Source organism: Amycolatopsis sp. NPDC104775, from assembly GCF_055583325.1.
In genome coordinates this window covers 1-19873 of record NZ_JBVJOE010000014.1, presented here as the reverse complement: position 1 = coordinate 19873, position 19873 = coordinate 1, and the positions used below count along the sequence as shown (strand labels likewise).

General features: G+C 68.4%; 11 protein-coding genes and 1 rRNA gene. 8 read left to right on the top strand and 4 right to left on the bottom strand.

Annotation, left to right across the window (positions count from 1 at the left end; genetic code table 11):
• Positions 1–187: 187 nt before the first annotated feature.
• From lysX to ACZ63D_RS39165, 3 genes are all read left to right on the top strand, one after another.
• Positions 188–3511 (top strand): bifunctional lysylphosphatidylglycerol synthetase/lysine--tRNA ligase LysX, encoded by a 3324-nt coding sequence (gene lysX, locus ACZ63D_RS39175; RefSeq protein ID WP_465359386.1) that lies wholly within the window; start codon positions 188–190, stop codon positions 3509–3511.
• Between the two features lie 723 nt (positions 3512–4234).
• Positions 4235–4828, top strand: a complete 594-nt coding sequence (locus ACZ63D_RS39170) for a hypothetical protein (protein ID WP_465359385.1) — start codon at positions 4235–4237, stop codon at positions 4826–4828.
• Positions 4829–4835: 7 nt separating this feature from the next.
• Positions 4836–5420, top strand: coding sequence for a DinB family protein (locus ACZ63D_RS39165; protein ID WP_465359384.1), 585 nt, complete (start codon positions 4836–4838; stop codon positions 5418–5420).
• Positions 5421–6406: 986 nt separating this feature from the next.
• Here the strand turns inward: ACZ63D_RS39165 and ACZ63D_RS39160 are convergent.
• The 3 genes from ACZ63D_RS39160 to secA2 form a co-directional block, all read right to left on the bottom strand.
• Positions 6407–6940: a methylated-DNA--[protein]-cysteine S-methyltransferase gene (locus ACZ63D_RS39160; RefSeq protein ID WP_465359383.1), complete on the bottom strand. Its 534-nt coding sequence runs from the start codon at positions 6938–6940 to the stop codon at positions 6407–6409.
• Positions 6941–7907: 967 nt separating this feature from the next.
• Complete coding sequence (locus ACZ63D_RS39155) at positions 7908–9629, bottom strand: NAD+ synthase (RefSeq protein WP_465359382.1); 1722 nt, start codon at positions 9627–9629, stop codon at positions 7908–7910.
• Positions 9630–9732: 103 nt separating this feature from the next.
• Positions 9733–12072, bottom strand: a complete 2340-nt coding sequence (gene secA2, locus ACZ63D_RS39150; protein WP_465359381.1) for an accessory Sec system translocase SecA2 — start codon at positions 12070–12072, stop codon at positions 9733–9735.
• Positions 12073–12210: 138 nt separating this feature from the next.
• Between secA2 and ACZ63D_RS39145 the strand changes: the two genes are divergently transcribed.
• The gene (locus ACZ63D_RS39145) at positions 12211–13794 is read left to right on the top strand and encodes an alpha/beta hydrolase (protein WP_465359498.1); all 1584 of its coding nucleotides are present in this window, start codon (positions 12211–12213) and stop codon (positions 13792–13794) included.
• A 58-nt stretch (positions 13795–13852) separates the two neighbouring features.
• Here the strand turns inward: ACZ63D_RS39145 and ACZ63D_RS39140 are convergent, their stop codons facing one another.
• Positions 13853–14488 (bottom strand): LppX_LprAFG lipoprotein, encoded by a 636-nt coding sequence (locus ACZ63D_RS39140; protein WP_465359380.1) that lies wholly within the window; start codon positions 14486–14488, stop codon positions 13853–13855.
• Positions 14489–14579: 91 nt separating this feature from the next.
• Between ACZ63D_RS39140 and ACZ63D_RS39135 the strand changes: the two genes are divergently transcribed.
• From ACZ63D_RS39135 to ACZ63D_RS39120, 4 genes are all read left to right on the top strand, one after another.
• Positions 14580–15860: an MFS transporter gene (locus ACZ63D_RS39135; protein WP_465359379.1), complete on the top strand. Its 1281-nt coding sequence runs from the start codon at positions 14580–14582 to the stop codon at positions 15858–15860.
• A 64-nt stretch (positions 15861–15924) separates the two neighbouring features.
• Positions 15925–17268, top strand: coding sequence for a type I glutamate--ammonia ligase (glnA, locus tag ACZ63D_RS39130; protein WP_465359378.1), 1344 nt, complete (start codon positions 15925–15927; stop codon positions 17266–17268).
• A 42-nt stretch (positions 17269–17310) separates the two neighbouring features.
• Positions 17311–18894, top strand: a complete 1584-nt coding sequence (locus ACZ63D_RS39125; protein ID WP_465359377.1) for an amidase — start codon at positions 17311–17313, stop codon at positions 18892–18894.
• Between the two features lie 687 nt (positions 18895–19581).
• Positions 19582–19873, top strand: a 16S ribosomal RNA gene (locus tag ACZ63D_RS39120); the annotation flags it as partial.

The following is a 19873-nucleotide window of genomic DNA, read 5'->3' as shown; positions in this document are numbered from 1 at the left end:
AGCTTCACACGGCCGGGTAGCGACAACCGTTTTGCCTCCTGTGACGTCTTGATAGGCATCGGGCCGATATGCGCCCGATGGTGAGAAGGTCCGGCGCGTCCCTGACTCGGGACGGGTCGCAAGAAAGCCCGGCTGCCGCCCCACCACCTCCCTCAACGGAGCGGCTGCGCCGCCCAGGAAGGATCCAATGGGAACCCCAGTGAGCGCCCGCCCGCGCGGCCTCGGATGGAAGGCCCGCGCCGGCGGTCTCGTGGCCACTGTCGTGCAGCTGGCAGCGCTTTTCTCGGTTGTGCTGCTGCTCTCCGGCGGGCGGCACGGGCACCTGCTGAACGGCATCGATATGGCGTTCGGCGTGCTGAGCGTGCCGACCAGCTCGAGCCTCGTGATCGTGCTGCTGCTCGTCGTGCTCGGCGCGGCGCTGCGCAGGCGCAAAAAGGCCGCGCTGTACGTGCTGGTGCTGTTCCAGGTCGCCGGCCTGATCACGACGCTGGTCCTGCAGGCGCTGCTGCTGTGGGCTCCCGACCTCCTCACGCTCAACGCCCGGCAGATGCGGCACATCCCGACCCAGGTGGGCGCGCTGGCGATCGCGGACGCGATCTCGATCCTGCTGATCGTGTTCCTGCTGTCGCTGCGCCCGGCGTTCCCCGCGCGGCTCGCTCCCGGCGCCTGGTGGAACGGGCTTTCCGTGCTGTTCGCCGGGTTCCTCGGCGTGATCGTGCTCGGCTGGGCGCTCACCGAGGTATTCCCGGGCAGCCTTGGCGACACGTGGGAGCGGTTCGCCTGGGTGGTCAACCATGCCACCGGCGAGAACCTGCAGCTGCGCCGGATCGGCGTCGGCGAGGGACCGGCGTGGATCGACGTAGTCCTCGACCTCGGTGCGACCTTCGTGTCCACCGCCGCGCTGTACACGCTCTTCCGCGGCGTACGCAGCCGTCGCATTCGGACAGACGACGAAGAACTGCGGCTGCGCCGTCTGCTGGCTGAGTTCGGCGAAGATGACTCGCTTGGCTACTTCGCTACGCGTCGCGACAAGAGCGTCATGTTCGCGCCCAACGGTCGTGCCGCAGTGACGTACCGCGTCCTCGCTGGCACCACAGTGGCGAGTGCGGACCCGATCGGCGACCCCGAGGCCTGGCCGGACGCGGTGCAGGCGTGGCTCCACGAAGCGCGTACGTACGGCTGGACGCCAGGCGTACTCGGCGCGAGCGAGAAGGGCGCGAAGGTCTACGCCGCGGCGGGGCTGCGCGCGCTGCAGATCGGCGACGAAGCGGTCCTCGACGTCCGCGAGTTCTCGCTGACCGGCCCTGAGCGGAAGTCCGTGCGACAGGCGGTGAAACGGATCCAGCGCGCCGGGTACACCGCGCAGGTCCGGCGGCACAGCGAAATCCCCGAAGACGAGATGGTGCAGCTGCTCGCTCGCGCGCAGCAGTGGCGCGTCGACGAGACCGAGCGCGGCTTCTCGATGGCTCTCGGCCGTCTCGGCGATCCGAGCGACGGCCGCAGCGTGATGGTCGAGGCGTACGACGCGCACGGCGAACTGCGCGGCCTGCTGTCCTTCGTGCCGTGGGGCCGCCGGGGTCTCTCACTCGACCTGATGCGCCGTGACCGGGACGCGGAAAACGGGCTCAACGAGTACATGGTCGCCGAGGTCGTCGCGGCAGCGCAGCACATCGGCGCGCAGCGGATCTCGCTGAACTTCGCGATGTTCCGCGCGGTCTTCTCCGAGGGCGAGCGCATCGGCGCCGGCCCGGTGCTGCGCGCGTGGCGGGCGGTGCTCGGCGTCGCTTCGCGGTTCTTCCAGCTGGAATCGCTGTACCGGTCGAACGCCAAGTACGGCCCGGCCTGGGAACCGCGGTTCCTCTGCTACTCCTCGGCACGACGGCTCCCTCGGGTCGGCATCGTCGCGGGCGCGCTGGAGGGTTTCGTGCCCACCGGACGCTCGCGGTCGCTGCGGCTGGAGAACGTGGGCGAGGACTTCGTCGCGCAGGTCCGGCGGATCGACGAGGAGGCGGCGCAGGTCGTGCCGCGGGCCAAGCGCCGTCCGGAACAGGTCCGCGTGCGCGTGGCCAAAGTGGACAAACTGCGCGAACTCGGGGTCGACCCGTACCCGGTCGGTTTCTCCCGCGAAGACCACCTCGGCGACGTCGTGCACGCGTTTTCCGGACTGGAACCGGATTCGCACACCGGAAAACGCGTGCGAGTGGCCGGTCGGGTACTCGCCCTGCGCACCCTCGGCGGGTTGTGCTTCGCGCGGATCAAGGACTTCTCCGGCGAACTGCAGCTGATGCTCGACGCCAAGGTCCTTGACCTGTCCGGCTGGCGCACCGGCGTCGACCTTGGCGACCACGTCGGCGTCAGCGGCGAGGTCATCACCTCCCGCCGCGGCGAATTGTCGGTGCTCGTGGACGAATGGACCGTCACCGCGAAATGCCTGCACCCGTTGCCGGACAAGCGAAAGGGTCTCACCGACCCGGAGACGCGCGTCCGCCAGCGCTATCTCGACCTGGCGGTCAACCCGGACTCCGCGAACATGCTCCGCCTGCGCTCGACGGTCGTCCGAGCCGTCCGCGAACGCCTCCATCAGGGCGATTTCCTCGAAGTCGAAACCCCCATGCTGCAGACCATTCACGGCGGTGCCAACGCGCGGCCGTTCGTCACGCACATCAACGCGTACGACATGCGGATGTACCTGCGCATCGCTCCGGAGCTGTACCTGAAACGGCTGTGCGTGGCCGGTGTGGAGCGAGTCTTCGAACTGAACCGGAACTTCCGCAACGAGGGCGTGGACGCGACCCACAACCCGGAGTTCACGATGCTGGAGGCTTACCAGGCGTACGCGGACTACAACGCCATGCGTCACCTGATGCGCGACCTGATCCAGTACGCCGCCGAAGCCGCGTACGGCGCACAGGTCGTGCGACGCCCCGACGCCGACGGCCGCATCGTCGAACACGACATCTCCGGCGACTGGCCCGTCATCCCGGTCCACAAAGCCGTCTCGGACGCACTGGGCGAGGAAATCGACTCGCACACGCCCATCGCCACGTTGCGAAAACTGTGCGCCGCCGCCGGAGTCCCCGTGCCTGAGGAAGCCAGCGCGGGCGACCTGGTCCTCAAGGCGCACGAGCATCTGGTCGAAGGCTCGACCGTGCTGCCGACGTTCTACACGGACTACCCGACCGAGGTTTCCCCACTGACCCGCCAGCACCGCACGGACCCGCTCCTGGCAGAACGCTGGGACCTGATCGCGTTCGGGTCGGAAGTCGGGACCGCGTACACCGAACTGACCGACCCGCTCGAACAACGCCGCCGCTTGGAGGCGCAGTCGCTGCGAGCCGCGAGCGGGGACGTCGAGGCAATGGAACTGGACGAGGACTTCCTGCTGGCGCTGGAACACGGAATGCCGCCGACGGGCGGTTTGGGCCTGGGCGTGGACCGGCTGCTGATGATGCTGAGCGGGACGTCCATCCGGCAGACTGTGCTGTTCCCGTTCGTTCGTCCGCAGGGGTGAGGGTCGTGCTGAGGTTGGGCGGGGAGTAGCTGGGGTGGCGTCGGTGCAGGTCTTTTGTCGGCACCTGCAGACACCTCTCTGCGGCAGCGGCTCGCGGGGATCTGCGGGTGCGGGAATTCTCTGCTCCGGCTGTTCCTCGGATGTCGGCAGTTGTAGACAGCTCCGGGTACGCGGTATCTGCTATCGGTGGCTTAGCACCTGGCTAGGCGCAGGCCACAGCCCAGTGCCGTCCGCTACGTCCAGCCGCCTCGCCGGTCTCGCTGGCATGGTGCTCGGCTGAGCACTGCCCGCGGTTCAGCGCCGTCCGCTCCGGCCGTCTCGGCGGCAAGTCGCTAGCCGCCGTTTCAGGTCGGCTGTCCCCGGTGAGACGTCCCAGGTCGTCCCCGTGGCTAGTCGCGCTGGCTGTTCCAGCGGCCGGACCCCTCCAGTCGTCGATCGCCGTCCGCCCCGCAGCGAGTCACTCCCGACCAGCCGCCCGAAGGCCTCATCCCCGCCTGCTTCCGCCCCACCTCTCCCGCCATCCCCGGCTGAACAGGCCGTTCTCGCCGCGGAGGCAGGTATTGGCCGTACGCCAACCAGGGTCCGGTACCCTCCACCAGGGATTCGGTGCGTGAGTTCGTGGTCGCGGATGGTGTCCGGAACCTCCGGTAAGTCACGGGTGTGACACCATCCGGCACTTCGTCGCAGAGATTCGCTTAGGGTGGGCAAGTGCATGCTGCGCGGGTGGCTTCGATAGTCCTGCTCGGACTGGGTTTGGCGGGGTATTCCGCGTGGCTGCTGGAGTTCTTCATGCAGACCGGGGTGTCGCTGACCGACCAGCCGGTCTGGGATTTGTTCTACGCGCAGCCGGTGTTCCAGATCGCGACCGGCATCGGCGGCCTGGCCTTTTTCCTCACCGGCCCGGCTTTGATGCGGCTCGCGCCAGTCCACTGGACCGGGCGGCTGACGTCGGTTTCGGTGTCGACGTTCGGGATCGTCTTGATGGTGTACGCGGGCGTCCCGGAGACCACCGTGACTCCGCAACTGCTGGACGCGGCCTTCGCCCTCGGCGCGCTGAGCCTCGTGTTCTGGTGGCCCGCGGGCTGGCGGGCCTGGGCAGTGAGCGGCTTGGTCGTCGTGCTCATCGCGTGGGCGCTAGTGGCGGCATCGATGCTGGCCGGGCAGCTCGAGGGCGTGTTCACCCGGGTGCAAATGGTGGTGCACGCGGTGGAGATCGTGATCGGCGGCGCGTACGTCGTGCAGACCCCGGTTCCGGTCAGCGGCCGAAAATTGTCGGTGGCGGGTGCGATGCTGCGGAGCAACCGACACCGGAAGTGAGGCCACCATGGCTGGCAAAGTCTCCACCACCCCCGACGAACGCGGCGGTTTGCTCGGTTTTCTGGCACAGCAGCGGCAGGCGATGAAGATCGCCACGTACGGCTTGACCGACGACCAAGCGCGCGCCGTGCCCAGCGCGAGCGCCCTGAGCGTGGGCGGACTAGTGAAACACGTGTCGTCCACCGAGAGCGGCTGGATCGACCTGGTGCTGAGAATCGAGCCGAAACCGTTCGCCGAAAGCATGGCGGCCTACCAGGAAAACTACCGGCTGGGCCCGGACGAGACGCTGAAGTCGGTCCTCGCCTCCTACGACCAGGTCGCCGCCAGGACCGAAGAGGTCATCGCCGGTATCGCGGACCTGAACCAGGAAGTCCCGATTCCGAAAGGCGTGCCCTGGTACCCGGACGACGCGTCGGTCTGGTCCGTCCGCTGGGTGCTGCTGCATTTGATCGAGGAAACCGCCCGGCACGCCGGACACGCAGACATCGTCCGCGAGTCCCTGGACGGTGCCACCGCGATGCCCCTGCAAGCCGCAGCGGAAGGCTGGCCGGAGACGGACTGGTTGAAGCCGTGGAAACCGGCGGCGTGGTGAGCCTTCCGGATCGGCCCGCCATGAGCCGCGCCTGAGCCGTCGGGGTCGGGTCTAGCCGGACCTTGCGCCACCTCCGAGCTCCTCGGCTGCAGCTGGCAGCATCCGCGGCGAGCTAAAGAGCATGGTGTTGCTGCTGGGCTTGCTGGTGAGTGGAGCCGGTTGGCTGACAGGGAGGGCTGAGCCAACCGGACCGTCACGCTCGGCCCGACGCGGCTCAGGAACCTGCGCGCTGGTCAGCCGGATGGTTCCTCAGCACTCGCCGCGAGACCCGGCTGGTTGCGGGAGACGGGTCTGCGAGTGCCAGCGGCGCGACTAGGCGGGTAGGTCGACGGCAAGTTGATGCGGCCAGCGGCACGAGCTGGTCGGTGGGTCGAGTTCCCCGACTGGCCGACGGCGATGGGGAGCGGGTGCCAGTGCGCCGCGGTCGGTGCCTGGCGGCACGAGCCGGGGTGCCCCGGTGGGTTGCGGAGTTTGAGTTCGTGGCTGGCTGATAGCGATTGGACTGCGGGCGCGGTGCGCCGCCCAGTTGGTGTGGGGCGGCACGGGCGGGGGCGACCCGGTGGGTTGTGAGCGTCGAGTTCGTCGGCTGGCTAACGGAGACGTGCTGCGGGCGTCGGTGGGCACCTGGTCGGTGTCCGGCAGGAACGGGGGAGATCCGGTGGGTTGCGGAGGTTTGGCCTCGTCGGCTGGCTGATAGCGACGGGGCTGCGTGCGTCAGTGGGCCGCATGGTCAGCGTGCGGCGGCACGAGCGGGGAGATTCGAGGCTGGTCGCGGACGTTGAGGTTGTCGGCTGACTGACAGCGATCGGGCTGCCAACGTCAGTGCGTCGCCCGACAAGGTGGGGCGTTTCGCATGGCAAGTCGGTGCGCTCGGTCGGCGTCCAGCGGCACTGGGGGTGCGGCTGGACGCCGACCGGGCGCGCCAAACCTTCCGGCAGACCAAGGCATTTCGTCCGGGAGCGAGACCGGCTTCCCCTGCAGGCCGGTCAGAACAGAGTCGGTTCCTCCGGAAACGCCCCTTCGATCACCAGCATGCGCCGTTTGGTCTCGACCCCGCCCGGTGCCGAAAAACCGCCCGGGTTCTTGCCCGCGCCCAGAACCCGGTGGCACGGCACGATGATCGGGAACGGATTGTTCCCCATCGCCTGCCCGACAGCCTGCGCGGAACCCGGCGCACCCAGTTGATGCGCGATGTCTCCGTACGTCAGAACTTTCCCCGGCGGGATAGCCCGCGCGACGTCGTACGCGCGCCGGTTGAACTCCGGCACCTCCCGGTAATCCAATGGCACCGCACGCAAATCGCGGGACTCTCCCGACAACAGCGCGACCACATCGTCCACCACCGCGCGCAGTTCCTCGGGCACCGGCGATTCCACCGCGTCCGGGAAACGCTTCGCGAGGTGTCCGCGCGTCCGCTCAGCCGTGCCGCCCGGCAGCGCGGTTCCGATCACCGCACCGTCCCGCCAGGCGAGGCCGCACGCCCCGATCGGGGTGTCGAACACCGTGTACCCAACCGTCATGCCGTCCAGCGTACGACCCGGCACCGACAGAAACTGGCGAGAAAACGACACGACCCTGGACCCAGCCGGGCACCGCGGCCGCAACCGCTATGCGGGCAAGCCGATCGCGACCGCGGCAAGACAAGCCCCCACCTGACACCCGTCACCGACACCTGCGCCGCGTTCAGCGACCTGGCTGACCATGCCGAACTCGTTCGATCGCGCCGAGCCCGGCCGACCTCTCCGAACCCAGGCGACTTCGCCGAGCCTGGCCGGACCACGCCAAGCCTGGCCGATCTCTGGCCGACTTCACCGAACCCGGCTGACTGCGCCGAGGTTGGTGGACTGCGCCGAGGTTGCCGATTGTGCTGAGCCCGGTCGACCTCGCCGAGCCCGGCTGACTGAGCAGAACCTGGCCGACTTCACCCAACTTGGCTGACTGAGCCGAACTCGGTGGAATGCGCTGAACTTAGCTGGCTGCGCAGAATCTGGCCGACTGCGCCGAGTCCGATGGGCTGTGTCGAACCTGGCCGACTGCGCCGAGTCCGATGGGCTGCGTCGAACCTGGCCGATTGTGCCGAACCCGGCTGACTGCGCCAAGCCCGGTGGACCGCCGAACCCGGCGACTGCGTCGAGCCTGGCAGGCCGCGCCAACCCGGTCGGCCGCGCCGAGCCGAAACGACCGTGCCGAACCGAAAACGACCGCGCCGGACAGGCTTGCCGATCGCCTCCAAATCTCAGCCCGCTGAGCCCGGAACCTGATCCCGCGAGCAGCAACCTCGCTCACCAGCGCGCGAATCCCGCTCAGCTGATCCCCGTGCCCGATAAGCACCGGAACTCCCGTCAGCTGAGCCCAATCCCGCTGACCCGAGCCGGAATCCCCGTCAGCCGAGCCCTTTCCGGACTGAGCCGAGCCTGGAGCCCCGTCAGCCGACCCTAATCCCGCTCAGCCAACCCATTCCAGGCTCAGCCAAGCCAAAAACCCCGCTCAGGACTTCCGTTCCCGCCACCCGTTGGTCATCGGAAGCCGCCGGTCCCGGCCGAACGCCTTGAACGTGATCTTCGTGCCCGGCGGGTACTGCCGCCGTTTGTACTCCGCCCGGTCGACCATCCGCACCACCCGGTCGATCGTCTCCGGGTCGAATCCCGCCTCGATCAGATCCGCGTACCCCCGGTCGTTCTCGACGTAATCGTCCAGAACATCGTCCAGCAGTTCGTAGTCCGGCAGCGAATCCGTGTCCTTCTGGTCCGGCCGCAGCTCCGCCGACGGCGGCTTCGTGATCGAGTTTTCCGGGATCGGCGGGGTTTCCCCGCGCTTGGCCGCTTCCTCGTTCCGCCATCGCGCCAGCTGCCACACGTGCGTTTTGAACAAGTCCTTGATCGGCGCGAACGCTCCGACCGCGTCGCCGTAGATGGTCGAGTAGCCGACGGCCAGTTCGGTTTTGTTGCCGGTCGCCAGAACCAGGTGTCCGTCCAGATTGGACAGAGCCATCAGCAGCATCCCACGCACCCGCGCCTGGATGTTCTCCTCCGCGAGCCCGGTCAGCTGCAGCTGCTTGACGTAGACGTCGACCATGTCGCCGATCGGCTCGACCCGGTAGTGCGCGCCGATTCGCTGTGCCAGGTCGGAAGCGTCGTCCCGCGAATGCGAGGACGAGTACTTCGACGGCATCGAAACGCCGTACACGTTGTCCCCGCCGAGTGCGTCCGCCGCCAGCGCCGCGCATACCGCCGAGTCGATTCCGCCGGAAAAACCGAACGTGACTGTCGAGAAGCCGTTCTTGTGTACGTAATCGCGCAACCCGACGACCAGCGCCGACCACACCTCGGCCTCGTCCGAGAGAGGTTCGCTGATGGTCCGGGCCGAAAGCGGCTCGTACGCGGGCAACGGCGCATCGGTGAGCACTCGGCGGTGGACCTCAAGGCCGTCGAAAGAACCGGTGGCTGATGCCTCCGCGGCGCGCAGGTTCAAGTCCAGCACCAGCAGGTGTTCCACGAACTGCGGCGCCCGCGCGAGAAGCGTCCCGTCCGAGCCGACCACCAGCGAGTCACCGTCGAAGACCAGGTCGTCCTGGCCGCCGACCTGGTTCGTGTACACCAGCGGCGCGCCCGCCTCGGCCGCCCGGCGGGCGATCAGCGGCAGCCGTTGTTCGTCCTTCGAGCGTTCGTACGGCGACGCGTTCGGCGCGACCACCAGGTCGACCCCGGCCTTGCCCAGCGCGGAGATCGGGCCGCCGTCCTGCCAGATGTCCTCGCAGATCACCATGCCGATGTCGACGCCGTGCAGCCGCAGCACCTCGAGTTCGGTGCCCGGTTTGAAGTACCGGTGCTCGTCGAACACGCCGTAGTTCGGCAGGTGGTGCTTGAACTGCCGGGCCACGACCTCACCGCGGTAGAGCGCCGCCGCGGCGTCGCGTGGGCCGACCTCGTCGTGGTCGAGGTAGCCGACGTACGCCAGCACCTCGCCGCAGCCTGCTTCGTCGAGCCGGCGCGCCAGTTCGGTCACCGAGCGCCGGGACGCGTCGGCGAACGTCCGCCGGAGCGTCAGGTCTTCGACCGGGTAACCGGTCTGGGACATCTCCGGGAACACGACGACGTGCGCGCCCGCCTCGGCGGCCTTGCGGGTCCACTCGACGGTGAGCGCGGTGTTCCCGTCGATGTCGCCGACGGTGGTGTTGACCTGGGCCAGTGCGATGCGCAGTTGCGGCATGCCGCCATTCTGTCCCACCGGACCGACAGAAACTACGCGGAGGTGAGCCAGAGAACGGCGAAGGGCCCCTCGCCCGCGGCGAGAGGCCCTCCGAAAGAAGGAATCAGGACTTCTTCATCCGCATCATGCTGCGCACCTTCTTGACCGTCTGCTCGAAGTCCGAGTCGAACGGATTGTCGTGCACCAGGTACGTCCACGTGGTGTTCGCCCGCCGCACGCCGACGTCCTCGAGGTCGAGGCCGTTGTCGGTGATCTCGGCTTCCTCGAGCGTCTTCGCCGCCCGCGAGGCGGATTCGGCGATGATCTTGTGGAACTCCGGGATCGCCGCGCGGTGGAATTCGTCCAGCGGCGTCTCGCGGGCCAGCGCGCGCAGGTGGATGCTCTCGCGTACGTCGGTGAGGTACGCCAGGTGGTCCGACCACAGCTGGTCGAGATGGAACAGCCGCACCTCGCGGCACACCTGCTCGAGCCGCTCGTCGTCGTCCAGCTTTTCTTTCAGCTCGGCGAATTTCTCCGGCTGCGCCTTCTCCAGTTCTTCGGCCGCGAGCCCGGTGTGCAGCACCTTGTCCCGGTGCTCCAGCAGTTCGGCGCGCTGCCGCTCGATCAGCCGGGTGTAGCGCCAGGTGTTGCGGTGGATTTCCAGGTCGACGCCCTCGGCGACGCGCTGGGCGTGGTTGAGCTGCCGGTGCGCGGCCGGGTCGGTGATCTCGCCGGTCTCGGGGTCCGCGTCGATGCCGTCCGGCAGGTCCGGCGCGTTCGACAGCACGAGATCGTCGTTGAGGCTCGCGAAGAAGATCGCGCTGCCCGGGTCGCCCTGGCGTCCGGACCGGCCGCGCAGCTGCCCGTCGAGCCGGCTGGAGGGATACCGCGCGGTGCCGATCACGTGCAGACCGCCCAGCTCGGCGACCTCTTCGCGGGACGCGCCGTCGCTGCCGCCGAGCCGGATGTCGGTACCGCGGCCCGCCATCTGCGTGGACACGGTGACCGCGCCCTTCTTGCCCGCTTCGGCGATGATCGCGGCCTCTTCCGCGTCGTTGCGCGCGTTCAGCACGACGCACGGCAGGTCGACCTTCGCCAGCTTCTCCGCCAGTTCCTCGGACTCGGCGACGTCCTGGGTGCCGACGAGAATCGGCCGCCCGGTCTCGTGCACCGTCCGGATCTCCTCCTCGATCGCGCGCAGTTTCTGCGACGGCGAGGCGAAGACGCGATCCGGCTGGTCCTCGCGGACGTTCGGAGTGTTCGGCGGGATGACCGCGACTTCGAGCTTGTAGAACTCGCGCAGCTGCTCGGCGACCGCGACCGCGGTACCGGTCATGCCCGCGACCTCGGGGTAGCGCGCGAGCAGCGCCTGCACGGTGATCGAGTCGAGGATTTCGCCCCGGTCAGTAGCGGTGACCTGCTCCTTCGCCTCGACCGCGGCCTGCAGGCCGTCCGGCCAGCGCTGCAGTTCGGCGACGCGGCCGCGGGCGGCGTTGATCAGCTGCACCTTGCCGTCGCGGACCAGGTAGTCGACGTCCCGGGTGAGCAGGGCGTGCGCGTGCAGGGCGACGTTCACCGCGGCGAGCCGGTCCGAACCGGACTCGTCGTACAGGTCGACGCCGCCGAGCGACTTCTCCACGACCGACGCGCCCGCGCTGGTCAGCCACGCGTTGCGGCCCTCGGAGTCGGTCTCGTAGTGCAGGCCGAGCCGCAGCCGCCGGACGATCTTGGCGACCTCCTCGTCGGCGTCGTTGTGGTCGATCGAACCGGCCATGACCAGCGGCACCCGCGCCTCGTCGACCAGCACCGAGTCGGCCTCGTCGACGATCGCCACCTCGGGAGCCTTCTGCACCAGGTCGTCGGGGTGCGTGACGAGGCGGTCGCGCAGCACGTCGAAGCCGATTTCGGCGACCGCGCCGTAGGTGACCTCCTTGCCGTAGGCCTCCTTGCGCTCCTCCTTCGAATGCGCCGGTTCGACCCAGCCGACGGTGACGCCGAGCAGGTCGTACACCGGGCCCATCCACTCCGCGTCGCGGCGGGCGAGGTAGTCGTTGACCGTGACCACGTGCACGCGACGGCCGCGCAGCGCGTAGCCGGCCGCGGCCAGCGCACCGGCCAGCGTTTTGCCTTCACCGGTCTCCATCTGCACGACGTGGCCGGTGAGCAGGCCCATCGTGCCGAGCAGCTGGACGTCGAAGGCCCGCTCGCCAAGTGCGCGCCGGGCGGCCTCGCGGCCGAGCGCGCAGACCTCGATCAGCTGGCTGTCGGTGAACGAGGCGGCCCCGCCGATGGAGTCCCGCAGCTTGCCCGCGCGCTCGGTGAGCTCGGCGTCGGTGAGTTTCTCCAGCTCCGGTTCGAGCTTCTCGGCGGCGGGCAGCAGCGCTTCGTAGCGGGTCAGCTCGACGCTGCCCGGCCGCTGGATGATCCGGCGGAGCCGCTTGCCCACTCGGCTGATCAGTGCCACCCCTGGTCTCCTCGTGTCGATGTGTCTCCGGTCGCACCCGCACTGCCCAACGCGCCGACGGTGCGTTCGAGTTCCGCGCCCGGATGGCACGATCAAACCGTGTCCCGTCATCCCAGCGCCAGCCCGAAAGTCCATCCGATAGTCGCGTTATCGGCTGCCGGCCTGCTCGCGACCACGCTCGTGGCGTGCTCGTCCCAGCCCGGCCAGGCCGCGCTCGCGCCCACGGTCGAATCGCACGCGCCGGTGGGCCCGGTGCCCGCCGGACTGGAGAGGTTCTACGGGCAGAGCATGACCTGGTCCGCGTGTGCACCCTACGCGACCTCGGCCGACGCGCAGTCGGCCTTCAAAACGCAGGGAATCGAGTGCGGACGCCTCACCGTTCCGTTGAACTATGACAAACCGGGCGCGCAGACGATCACCATCGGCGTGCTGCGGCACCGCGCGAGCGATTCGGGCGGGAAAATCGGTTCGCTCGTGGTGAACCCGGGCGGACCGGGCGCTTCGGGCATGGTCGCCGCGGCGAGCCTGCTCGACCAGGTGTCGAAATCCGATCTCGGCGACCGGTTCGACCTCGTCGGCTTCGACCCCCGCGGGATCGGGGCCAGCGAGCCGCAGATCAAATGCCTGACCGGAGCCGAGCGCGACGCCGACCGCGCTGACGACAGCGAGACCGACGGTTCTCCAGCGGGCGTCGCGAAGCAGGAAACGGAACAGAAGGACTTCGCCGCGAAGTGCACACAGCGGACGAAGTACGGCGACGACATGCTCGCGCACGTCGGCACGCGCGACGTCGTGAAGGACATGGACGTGCTGCGAAGCGTCCTCGGCGACGAGAAGCTCACGTACCTCGGTTACTCGTACGGCACGCGTATCGGTTCCACTTACGCGGAGACCTTCCCGAAGAACGTGCGCGCGCTCGTTCTCGACGGCGCTGTCGACCCGACGCAGAGCCCGGAAGACTCGCTCGTCGCGCAGGGCCAGGGCTTCGGCGGCGCGTTCAACGAATTCGCGAAGTGGTGCGCGGCGCGACAGGACTGCGCCCTCGGCCATGACCCCGCCGAAGCGACGAAGCAGTTTCAAGAGCTCACGCGGCGGCTGATCGACTTCCCGGTGCCCGTCGGCGACGGCCGCAAGCTGTCTTACGAGGACGCCACCACCGGTGCCATACAGGCTCTCTACCAGCAGAGTCTCTGGGAGTACCTGAACACCGGGCTGAACGAGCTGAAGCTCCAGCGCGGTGCGACGCTGGAGAAGCTGGCCGACATCTACAACGAGCGCAATCCGGACGGCAGCTACGGCACCACGCAGGACGCCTTCACCGCGATCCGATGTGTCGACGACCCGCGAGTCACCGATCCGAAGCAGATCCTCGAAGGCCAAGAGAAATACGTAAAGGCCGCGCCCTTCCTCGACGACGGCCGCCCGGCCAGCTCCGCCCGTGACGCCTGCGCGTTCTGGCCGGTGCCGAACACTTCGAAGCCGCACGAGCCGAACGTCGAAGGCCTGCCGAAGACGTTGACGATCTCGACGACGAATGACCCGGCGACGCCGTACCAGGCGGGCGTGAATCTCGCGAAGGCGTTGAAGGGGTCGCTGCTCACCTTCGAGGGAACGCAGCACACTGTGTTCCTGCAGGGCAACGCGTGCGTCGACAAGGCGGGGACCGCTTACCTGATCGACGGCACGACGCCTCCGGACGGCACTCGCTGCAAGGCCAGCTGAGGTCGCGCTGGCTCGCGACCGCTGTAGTGGCGAAGCTGCTACGGCTCGCGAGCCAACGTCAGGGCTGCTGATCCGTCAACAGCACTTCGTACATCACCGGGCTATCGCGCGGCGTCGCTGGCGGCACCTGCAGCCACATCCGCGCGAAGCGGCGCGGTTCGGCAACAGTCACCCAGACCTTCACGTTCACGTCGGCGTGGATCTGCGGCACCAGCTTCGTCGCGACCGCCTGGGGCACGGTTCCGCCGACGCGGTAACCGTCGATGTGCTGGATCGTCTCGCGGATTTCGGTTTTCGGCTGCTGGAGCGAGTCAAGGAGCTGGATCAGGCCGCCGTGCGGGCCGAGGAACCGGTCGACCGGGAAGGTCGTGGGGCCGTTCGTTTCGCGACCCTTCGTGTCCTTCGCGGTCGCGGTGTGCCCGGAGACGGTGAACGTGAACGACCGATCGGTGAATTCCGCGCTTCCGCTCGCCTGTCCGCCGTTCTTGAGGGTCGCGTTGCCGACGAGCTTGGTCAGCGGCAGGCCCGGCAGCACGCCGTTGACACCGACCGAGAAATGCAGGGTGGTGACCTTGGCGAAGTTCGTCTTGGCGGCGGCGAGCAACCCGTCCGCCGCGGGCAAGGCAGGTGCCGAGGTGCAACCGCCGACCAGTCCGAGGAGCAGCAGCGCCGGCAGGACACGTCGGCTGAGCATGGCCGAAGCCTACTTGGCTGGCCCGATCCTTTCGCATAGTGTCCTTCCGGCCACTGTCGACCTCGCGTCCAGCACACCAGACTGAGTGCTCGTGACCGTTGAGACTCGTCCCGCCCGCCGCCTGCACCGCGCCTGGTTCGTCGCGGCGGCCGCGTTCGTCGCCCTCCTCGCCGCCGCCGGCTTTCGCGCCGCGCCAGGCGTTCTGATCGATCCGCTGCACGAAGAGTTCGGCTGGTCCCGCGCCACGATCGGGTCCGCCGTCTCGGTCAACCTCGTCCTGTACGGCCTCTTCGCGCCCTTCGCCGCAGCGTTGATGGAGCGGTTCGGTATCCGCCGAGTCGCGGCTACCGCGCTGTGCGTCGTCGCTCTCGGCGCGGGCGGCACTGTCTTCATGAGCGCCAGCTGGCAGTTGATCCTCTGCTGGGGCGTGCTCGTCGGCCTCGGCACCGGTTCGATGGCGATGAGCTTCGCCGCGATGGTCGCGACGCGCTGGTTCGTCCGCCACCGCGGCGTCGTAACCGGCGTGCTGACCGCCGCGGGGGCGACGGGACAGCTGATCTTCTTGCCGTTGATCGCGTCGCTCGCGGTGGACGACGGCTGGCGGACAGCGTCCATGGTCATCGCCATCGCGGCTCTCGCGGTGGTCCCGGTCGTGCTGTTGGCCGTACGCGACCACCCCGCCGACGTCGGCACTGTGGCGTACGGAGCGCCCGAAGGCACCGAAGTGGCACGTCCGGCTCCGAAGGTCGGCACTGTTCGCCGAGGGTTGAGCGTGCTGTTCCAGGCCGCGCGCACCCGTACGTTCTGGCTGCTCGCGGTCGGATTTGCCATCTGCGGGGCGACCACGAACGGGTTGGTCAGCACGCACTTCGTCCCGGCGGCCCACGACCACGGAATGCCGCAGACGACCGCGGCGAGCCTGCTCGCACTGGTCGGCGTCTTCGACGTGGTGGGAACGATCGCGTCGGGATGGCTCACCGACCGTGTCGACCCGCGAATCCTGCTCGGCATCTACTACGCGTTGCGGGGAGTTTCCCTCGCCCTGCTGCCGCAGCTGTTCACGGATTCGGTCCAGCCGAGCATGTGGGCGTTCATCCTCTTCTACGGCCTCGACTGGGTGGCTACCGTCCCGCCGACGGTCGCGCTCTGCATTCGCTCGTTCGGGGAAGCCGGTCCGATCGTGTTCGGCTGGGTTTTCGCCTGCCACCAGCTGGGCGCGGCGTTCGCCGCTTCCGCCGCCGGCGCGGTGCGCGACCAGCTCGGCGATTACGCGCTCGCCTGGTATGTCGCCGCCGGGCTCGCGGTGATCGCCTCGGTCGCGTCGCTGTCGATCACCCGGTCCAGAAAACCCCAGCTCGCGCAAGTGGCGTGAACCCGCCGCCGAAGTGGGTGACCCGTGAAACATGGCGTTAACACGTGCTGGTTAGGGTTCGGCCATGGATCGCCAGCAGGAATTCGTGCTCCGCACTTTGGAAGAGCGCGACATCCGTTTCGTCCGCCTGTGGTTCACCGACGTGCTGGGGTTCCTGAAGTCCGTCGCGGTCGCGCCCGCCGAACTGGAGGGCGCGTTCAGCGAGGGCATCGGGTTCGACGGCTCGGCCATCGAGGGATTCGCGCGCGTCTACGAGTCGGACATGGTCGCCAAGCCGGACCCGTCCACGTTCCAGGTGCTGCCGTGGGAGACCCCCGAGGGCAGCCCGTACTCCGCGCGGATGTTCTGCGACATCGCGATGCCCGACGGTTCGCCGTCCTGGGCCGACCCGCGGCACGTGCTGCGCCGTCAGCTGTCGAAGGCCAGCGAAGCCGGGTTCACCTGCTACGTGCACCCGGAGATCGAGTTCTTCCTGCTCGCCAACCTCCCCGACGACGGCAGCGAGCCCGAGCCCGCCGACAACGGCGGCTACTTCGACCAGGCCAGCCACGCCACCGCGACGCACTTCCGCCGGCACGCCATCGAAACCCTCGAGGCGATGGGCATCTCGGTCGAGTTCAGCCATCACGAAGGCGCGCCGGGGCAGCAGGAAATCGACCTTCGCTACGCCGACGCTTTGACGATGGCGGACAACGTGATGACGTTCCGTTACGTCGTCAAGGAGGTCGCGCTGACCCAGGGCGTGCGCGCGACCTTCATGCCGAAGCCGTTCACCGACCAGCCCGGCTCCGGCATGCACACCCACGTGAGCCTGTTCGAGGGCGACCGCAACGCGTTCTACGACGCGGAGGACCCGCACGAGCTGTCCGAGACCGGCAAGGCGTTCGTCGCCGGGGTCCTGCACCACGCCAAGGAAATCTCCGCCGTCACCAATCAGTGGGTCAATTCCTACAAACGGCTGATCAGCGGCAGCGAGGCTCCGACGACCGTGTCGTGGGGGAGGGCGAACCGTTCGGCGCTCGTGCGCGTGCCGATGTACTCGCCGGGCAAGGCTTCGTCGCGGCGCGTGGAGATCCGGACGCTCGATTCGGCGTGCAACCCGTACCTGGCCTACTCGGTGATACTGGCCGCGGGGTTGAAGGGCATCGAAAAGGGCTACGAGCTGCCGCCGCCCGCCGAGGACAACATCTGGCAGCTGTCGGACTCCGAACGCCGCGCCGCCGGCTACGCGCAGTTGCCGCAGAACCTCGGCGAGGCGCTCGCCGAGATGGAGAAGTCGGAGCTGCTGCCGGAAGCGCTCGGCGAGCACGTTTATGACTTCTTCTTGCGCAACAAGCGGGTGGAGTGGGACAACTACCGGAGCGCGGTCACCCCGTACGAGCTCCGGACCCTGTTGCCGATGCTCTGACGGCCCCCGGGCCGTGCTCCGACGTTGGGGAGGCATCGGACCATGGGAAAAAGACTGCCCGCCGTACTCGCCGCACTGGTCGCTGCGGCGGGCTTGGCCACCGCGCCGCCGGCGGTCGCGATGCCGGATGACCACTCGGACCCGGCCGAACTGCACTTCGACCTCGACCGCGCCGACATCCCGTCGCTGCAGCGGCGGATGGCGTCCGGCCAGCTCACCGCGATCCGGCTGACCAGCGCGTACCTCGCCCGGATCCGGGTGCTGGACCCGAAGGTCAACGCCGTCCTCGCGCTCAACCCGGCCGCGCTCGCGCAAGCCGCGGCCAGCGACGTCCGGCACCGCACCGGCCACACCCTCGGTCCGCTCGACGGGATTCCGGTGCTGGTCAAGGACAACGTCGACACCCACGACCAGCAGACCACCGCCGGTTCGCGCGCGCTGCGGAGCCGCCCGGCCAAGGACGCCACGCTGATCACCCGGCTGCGCGACGCCGGCGCGGTGATCCTCGGCAAGGCGAACCTGTCGGAATGGGCCAACTTCCGTGCCGCGAAGCCGACTTCCGGCTGGTCCGGCGTCGGCGGCCAGACCAACAACCCGTACGTGCTGGACCACAACCCGTGCGGGTCGTCCGCTGGATCCGCGGCTGGCGTCGCCGCGTCGCTCGCGCAGGTCGCGATCGGCAGCGAGACCGACGGGTCGATCGTGTGCCCGGCCGGGATGACCGCGACCGTCGGCCACAAGCCGAGCCTCGGGCTGGTCAGCCGCACCGGCGTCGTGCCGATCTCCGCGGAGCAGGACACGGCGGGACCCATCGCGCGCAACGTCGTCGACACCGCGCTGACGCTCTCGGTGCTCCAGGGCCGCGACCCAGCTGACCCGGCCACCCTGCGCTACCCGTCGACCCAGCCGACTGACTACGCGAAACTCCTCCGCCCCGGCGTCTTGCGCGGCGCCCGGATCGGCCTGTGGCGGTTGCCGGTGCTCGGCCCGGACACCGACGCCGTGGTCAGTAAAGCGAAAGCTTCGCTGGAACGCGCCGGCGCGACGGTCGTCGAGGTGACGCTGCCGTACCAGGACCGGCTCTCGGAACTGGAGTTCCCGGCGCTGCTGACCGAGTTCCACCGCGACATCGACGCCTACCTCGCCACGCGTCCCACCGGCCCGCGGACCCTGGCCGACCTCATCGCGTACAACCGCGCTGACCCGCTGGAACGCACCTGCTTCGCTGGTCAGGAGCTGTTCGAGCAGGCGCTCGCCGCTCCCGGCCCGCAGGATCCGGCCTACCGGAAGAACCGCGCTGAGCTGACCGACCTGGCACGCCGGTCGCTGGACGAGACCCTCGCGAAGTACGACCTGGACGCCATCGCGTCGCCGACCAACCCGCCGGCCTGGAAGACGGACTGCAAGGTCGGTGACGACGACGTGATCCCGTCCTCGACCCCGGCCGCGGTGGCGGGCTACCCGGACGTGACTGTCCCGGCCGGTTCGGTCGGACCGCTGCCGGTGGGGATTTCGTTCATGGGCGGACAGTGGACGGACGGGAAGATGCTCGCGCTGGCCGCGGACTACATGCGGGTCGCGCCGGTCCGGGTTCCGCCTCGGTATCTGCCCAAGTTGCCCGGGTAGTCCTTTCGAGGTTGCCCGGAGCGGGTGAAGGTTTGTGGCGGCCGCCGGTCAGTGCACTAGTGCTGACCGGCGGCTTTCGTTGTGCGGGGGCTCGGTCGGTGTGCGGCGCGGAGCTGGTGCGCTGACCTGCGGAATCAGGCTGGGTGCGCAGGTCGGGGCGGTTCTGCGGCTCGTCTGCTGGGGGAGACCTGGGTCACTCGAGGGCGATCAGAGCCTCCGCCGAGGGCGGTCCGCCGCTCGCAAACCGGTCGAATGGGGCCGCTGGCAACCCTCTGACCAGGGGCGATGCCGTTAAGTGACCCCCCTGTTTTCGGGGGGTTGGAGGGCATGTAATCTTCTCTTCGTCGCCAGGAACACCGGGCCGGCGGGGCCGAAAGCCTCACCGACCAGGAGCCAGAGCCGAGCGGGTTGACACCGCGAAACGGACCAGGTAGTGTTCAGCGTCGGCCCACGAGCGGCCGCCGACTCCCTACGACTAACCTCGTAGGTACCGGCATGCTCGACCAAAAGCTTGAAATAACGCATCGGGTCTGGCCTGGTTGATTCTGGGTTGGGTTCGGGGTGTGTTGCTTGAGAACTCAACAGTGTGCTAGTGAACTAAGCCAGTAGAGCTTATATTGAAACCCCCTCGTCGGGGTTTCCTTTGAGAATATTGATTGAGAGTAGTCTCGATCGAACTTTACAGCATTGTTGGAGAGTTTGATCCTGGCTCAGGACGAACGCTGGCGGCGTGCTTAACACATGCAAGTCGAACGCTGAACCGGTTTCGGCCGGGGATGAGTGGCGAACGGGTGAGTAACACGTGGGTAATCTGCCCTGTACTCTGGGATAAGCCTGGGAAACTGGGTCTAATACCGGATATGACCACTGCAGGCATCTGCAGTGGTGGAAAGTTCCGGCGGTATGGGATGAACCCGCGGCCTATCAGCTTGTTGGTGGGGTAATGGCCTACCAAGGCGACGACGGGTAGCCGGCCTGA

Excerpts from the sequence above, each read along its gene's own strand:
- lysX (WP_465359386.1), top strand. The coding sequence starts at position 188 with ATGGGAACCCCAGTGAGCGCCCGCCCGCGCGGCCTCGGATGGAAGGCC.
- ACZ63D_RS39165 (WP_465359384.1), top strand. The coding sequence starts at position 4,836 with ATGGCTGGCAAAGTCTCCACCACCCCCGACGAACGCGGCGGTTTGCTC.
- ACZ63D_RS39160 (WP_465359383.1), bottom strand. The coding sequence starts at position 6,940 with ATGACGGTTGGGTACACGGTGTTCGACACCCCGATCGGGGCGTGCGGC.
- ACZ63D_RS39155 (WP_465359382.1), bottom strand. The coding sequence starts at position 9,629 with ATGCCGCAACTGCGCATCGCACTGGCCCAGGTCAACACCACCGTCGGC.
- ACZ63D_RS39140 (WP_465359380.1), bottom strand. The coding sequence starts at position 14,488 with ATGCTCAGCCGACGTGTCCTGCCGGCGCTGCTGCTCCTCGGACTGGTC.
- glnA (WP_465359378.1), top strand. The coding sequence starts at position 15,925 with ATGGATCGCCAGCAGGAATTCGTGCTCCGCACTTTGGAAGAGCGCGAC.
- ACZ63D_RS39125 (WP_465359377.1), top strand. The coding sequence starts at position 17,311 with ATGGGAAAAAGACTGCCCGCCGTACTCGCCGCACTGGTCGCTGCGGCG.